The organism is Paenisporosarcina sp. TG20 (assembly GCF_000286315.1).
In the GTDB taxonomy this organism is placed as follows: domain Bacteria; phylum Bacillota; class Bacilli; order Bacillales_A; family Planococcaceae; genus Paenisporosarcina.
This window is the reverse complement of sequence record NZ_ALJG01000129.1, coordinates 1-4,490: the sequence shown is the minus strand read 5'-3', so window position 1 is coordinate 4,490 and position 4,490 is coordinate 1. Positions and strand designations below refer to the sequence as shown.

At 34.3% G+C, this 4,490-nt stretch carries 3 protein-coding genes; all 3 read left to right on the top strand.

Translation table 11 applies throughout. The annotated features are described in order from the left end of the window. The coding region (locus B371_RS0101365) for a hypothetical protein (protein ID WP_019412529.1) at positions 1-677 on the top strand (677 nt) is incomplete at its 5' end. 1,352 nt (positions 678-2,029) lie between these two features. After that, positions 2,030-3,040 (top strand): hypothetical protein, encoded by a 1,011-nt coding sequence (locus B371_RS0101355; RefSeq protein WP_019412527.1) that lies wholly within the window; start codon positions 2,030-2,032, stop codon positions 3,038-3,040. A 68-nt stretch (positions 3,041-3,108) separates the two neighbouring features. Beyond that, positions 3,109-3,795 carry a DEAD/DEAH box helicase gene (locus tag B371_RS0101350; protein ID WP_019412526.1) on the top strand — a complete coding sequence of 229 codons (687 nt, stop codon included), beginning with the start codon at positions 3,109-3,111 and terminating at the stop codon, positions 3,793-3,795. The last annotated feature ends 695 nt before the right edge of the window (positions 3,796-4,490 follow it).

The following is a 4,490-nucleotide window of genomic DNA, read 5'->3' as shown; positions in this document are numbered from 1 at the left end:
ATTTAATATTGCAATTGAGGATTGAAAAAAAAACAAGTATCCATCATAAAACAAAAAGAAAAACTTTAGAGTGTTCTATTATTGAAATCGCTGATGATATTGCGTATGCAACACATGATTTGCAAGACGGTATAAAGCTAAGACTTATTGATATTGAAGAGCTAAAAACATTGTTTTTAAAATGGGAAACTACTGAAAATCAATTGCTATTAAAACTAGTTGGAAAAATAACTCATTTAGATAAAAGGAATGACCAATTTACAATGCAACTAAAAGATTTTTTTGCTGATTTAATTCATTTTTTTATTACAAGTATAAAGGTAGAGTTGGAAAATGAGTTTTTATCAAATAGGATGAGATACACTGCGAAATTACTAGAGGAAGTAAAGGAAATAATAGATAGATTAAATGCGTTAACTCATAGTAATGTAATATCTACTCAAAGAGTCCAAACAATTGAATGGAAAGGAGGAAAGATAATCTCAGATTTATTTGATGCATTAACTGAAAATAGCAATTTATTACCGGAATATGAACAATCTATATTAAAAAAAAATGACTCGAAAGTTAATGCTAGAGTTGTATGCGATTATATTGCAGGAATGACAGATTCTTATGCACTTAAAATGTATGCTAGATTGTTTGAGTCTAAAAGTGGGAGATTATTTGATATATAATATTGAAATGTACCCTACTGTATTAATAGGTATTTGTTAATATTTTCACATTATGAATGTTTTTGTCGTACGCCTGTGTAAAAAACTAATCAGTTTATTCATTAAATATGCATAATAAATTTATTTGAAGCTGTAGGAGACGAATTTGATTCAGTTTATTACTCATATAATATCACTTTTATAAATTTCCATAAATATAGTGGTGCCACCCACAGTAATTTAATGGGAGTATTTAGTGAAAGTATTATTGATTTTACCAATTATTTTCTATTTACTCCCCAATTTGATTAAAAAATCGACCAAATTGTAAATTGTAAATTGTAAATTGTAAGGTACCTGTGTAAAAAACTAAACAGTTTATTCATTGGAAAAATGCAGAATATATTTCCTTGAAGCTGAATGGGATGGATTTGTTTAAATTGAATCCTCATAAAATTTCATTCCTATGAATCCCTATAAATTTAGTGGTGCCACCCACAGTGATTTTATGGAGATATTTAGTTGGAAAAGTATCGGTTTTAACAATTATTTTCTATTTAATACCTAATTTGATCGAAAAATCTACCATGGGTGGCACCTTTATTGGGGACTGTCCGGTTTCCACTTAAACTTATATATAATCTAGCAGTGTCCGAAATTCATCTTCGGACGTTTATTAAAGGTATTGGCCAAATAGAAACAGTGCAAGAAGTTGAAAATTCACGTCCCAGGGATGGAAACAATGATACAAAATTCTGATAATTAACTACAACTAAAGATAGGCCTGCACGATTTCTTGTCGGCGTGTCCCTGGGGTAGCCACAAATTGAGGCGCATTTGAGTCTGACCCAGGGACAGCACTCAAGCGAAGTTGTTGTTTGTAAAAATATAGGGGAGAATAATGAAATTATAAAATTGACGAAATTGCTATTTCAAGGAATAGAGACGATTAAGTGAATTTACTTGATCGTTTCTTTTGGTTCCAAATTGGATATAGGAAGCAAACTGGCATAGATGTCTGTAATCTTTAATAGCATTCTTATTTAAATCTGCTTCCCAGGAATGGGTTCGAATCAGGATATTCACTAAAATTTCGTAAAATAGGAAACCACCAATCAACTGTTAGCCTGATTGGTGGTTTCTTCTGTATCAATACACAAGAATCGGAATAGTCATCATGCACCAATTTAAGAGACTGACATCCCCTACAACCAGATAAAACTTTCGATTTGATAAAAGCTGCATATATATGACTTGAGATTTTCGAATATTCGATTTGTTAATTTCCATATTACTCCCCTAAGGAAAATAAAGGTAAACTATATAACATTGTCGAATACTAAGATATAAATACATAATTTAGGGGTGAAGTGATGATTAAAGAAGTATTGTTCGCATACCACAATGAAACAATAAAGTTTGACAACCATCGGTTTAAGTCCTGGGAACATTGTTACAAGTTTTTTAAAGAGAATCACAAAGATTTAGATAAACCAAAAGTTGTGGAGCATGCTTGTTTACACCTGGCATTCTATTTAGCGAGTTGGGGGATGTTACGAAATTCATTTTTACTGCAAAGGGATTATTTAATACATAAGGAATTCATTGAAAATGTCGTGAAGAAAGAAAAGTATCGATTTATGTTTGATGGTACGGTACTGAATTTCAATAATCAGCAAGATCAAGAAATATTAAATCAATTAATTTCTGATACAAGGGCTGTTTATCAACCATTAATGCATGAAGCGAAGGAAGAAGAATCAACTCATCTTGAAATTACAGATACACTAACTTCAAAAATTCTATTAGGGGTGTATGGGGTAGTTCCAGCGTATGACAGATATTTTAGAGAAGCAGCAAGACTTCACGGGGTGTCTGGTCAGTTTAACCAACGTTCATTTAATCAGTTACAAACGTTTTATGATCAGCACCAAGAAGAATTTTCTAGTTTTATCGAAGAAACATCAACTGATGATTTAACATACACGCCAATGAAAACAATCGATATGTATTTTTGGAAAGTAGCTGAAATTTTATCCGTCAAAAAGGATATTCCCATGATCGAACGCTTAATCAACTTCTCAAGTGAATTCCGAGTTAAAGATTCAGTTAGGCCGCTTACCATTAAAAATGCCTCAAGCAGCTCTAATAAAACAGAGGACATCCGAACTGTTATAACCGAGATTCTTCTAGCAGAAAAAGCTTCAGGTGAAAAGACAGGTGATATATGTGCACGTGATATTCATTTGGCGATGAATCTAAAAAACAGCTATCCCTCAGTATGTGGGGCAATGTCTAGCTTGAAATTATTTTCATACGAAGTGATTCATGCTCCACCAAGTGGAAAGAGCAGCACGGTTACCTATCGCTATGATTTAACGTAATCATTGGTTTTATTAAATATCTTAAAAATAGAGAGTATTACAAAGTAGATCAATATAGGGGGATATTCATGCCTGGATACACAAGTTACAAAGTCGAGGAAGTCAAAGAGAGAAGAACGGGTGGGGAGAAACAACCATTTTCGCATCAATTAGAGGCGTTTGGTGCTCTTGCCAGTACGCTAACCACTCCAATAACAGGATACAAAGGAACGATGTTAGTTTTGCCAACGGGTGGTGGGAAAACATTTACTGCAGTTAATTGGATATGTAGGAATATCATTTCTAAAGGAACTAAAGTGTTGTGGCTAGCTCAGTCTTCGACATTATTAGATCAGGCTGCACAAACGTTTAAAAGCGAGATACATAATATTAATGGTAGAGATACGATTAACTTGAGAGTTGTTTCCAGTAGTGATCATCATTCAAATGCAGGGAGTATTGTGCCTTCGGATGATATTGTCATTTGTACTACCCAAACAGCAATCCGAGCCTACTCTACTGAAGCGGTGAATAGTCAGGGAAATAAAATGCACACACCATTTAGACAATATATAGATAGTTTTTCTGACGAAGAGTTCTTTGTTGTGGTGGATGAAGCACATCACACTCCTGCCTATGGATGCAGGAATTTATTAATTTCCATGAGAGAGAGTATGAAGAATCTCTATATTTTAGGCTTCTTCGTGCTCTCGTCAATGTTTTTAACGATTCAAGGGTCAAGTATTGAGTTTAAGCTGGTTCCACCTCGCCCATGAAGTAACGACTGGACAATCGCCATCAGATCCACACGGTCCGTTTTCGTGTAATTTAACACAGTTTCTCTTTCTCTAGCAGTCGTCGCCGCATTCAATATACGAACGATATATCCTCGGACATGCATTTTCAAACCAAGTCTTCATAGTAGTGAGCAGTCGTTTCAATTCTAACGATTACTTGCGAAAGTGAATAGGCTTCACACATCACATCGATGTGGTGCTTCATCAGCTGATAGTCTGTCGTTGATCCATCATACTCAAATGGCTCCTGTAAAATATCGCCGTATTTACAAACTTTGCGGAAGCAATCGCTACAATACAATATTGACTTGCCTGTTGATCTCTTATCAAGCCGTTCCAATGACTTCCGTTCTTCCCCTGAATATGATTAAACGATAGTGTAACCATTGTTTTCAGCTCCTCCTATATGGTGGGATAGTGTATCGGAAGTTCTGTGGTTGGCACTTCTCCTATACCTAAACAATGGTTTTCTCTTTCCTTCTATCTATTTAACATAATAGGCACCCGACACTAATTTCATAGTTCTCGAATTTTTTCTATATTTAACACATATAAATATGACAAGCATTGGAAAATAGATTTGCTCTTCCTTTTGGGTTAAACGGTAAAAATTTATCGACCAATGCAATAGAATTGGTGATTTATAGATAATGTCACTAGCGTTGCATTAAAAT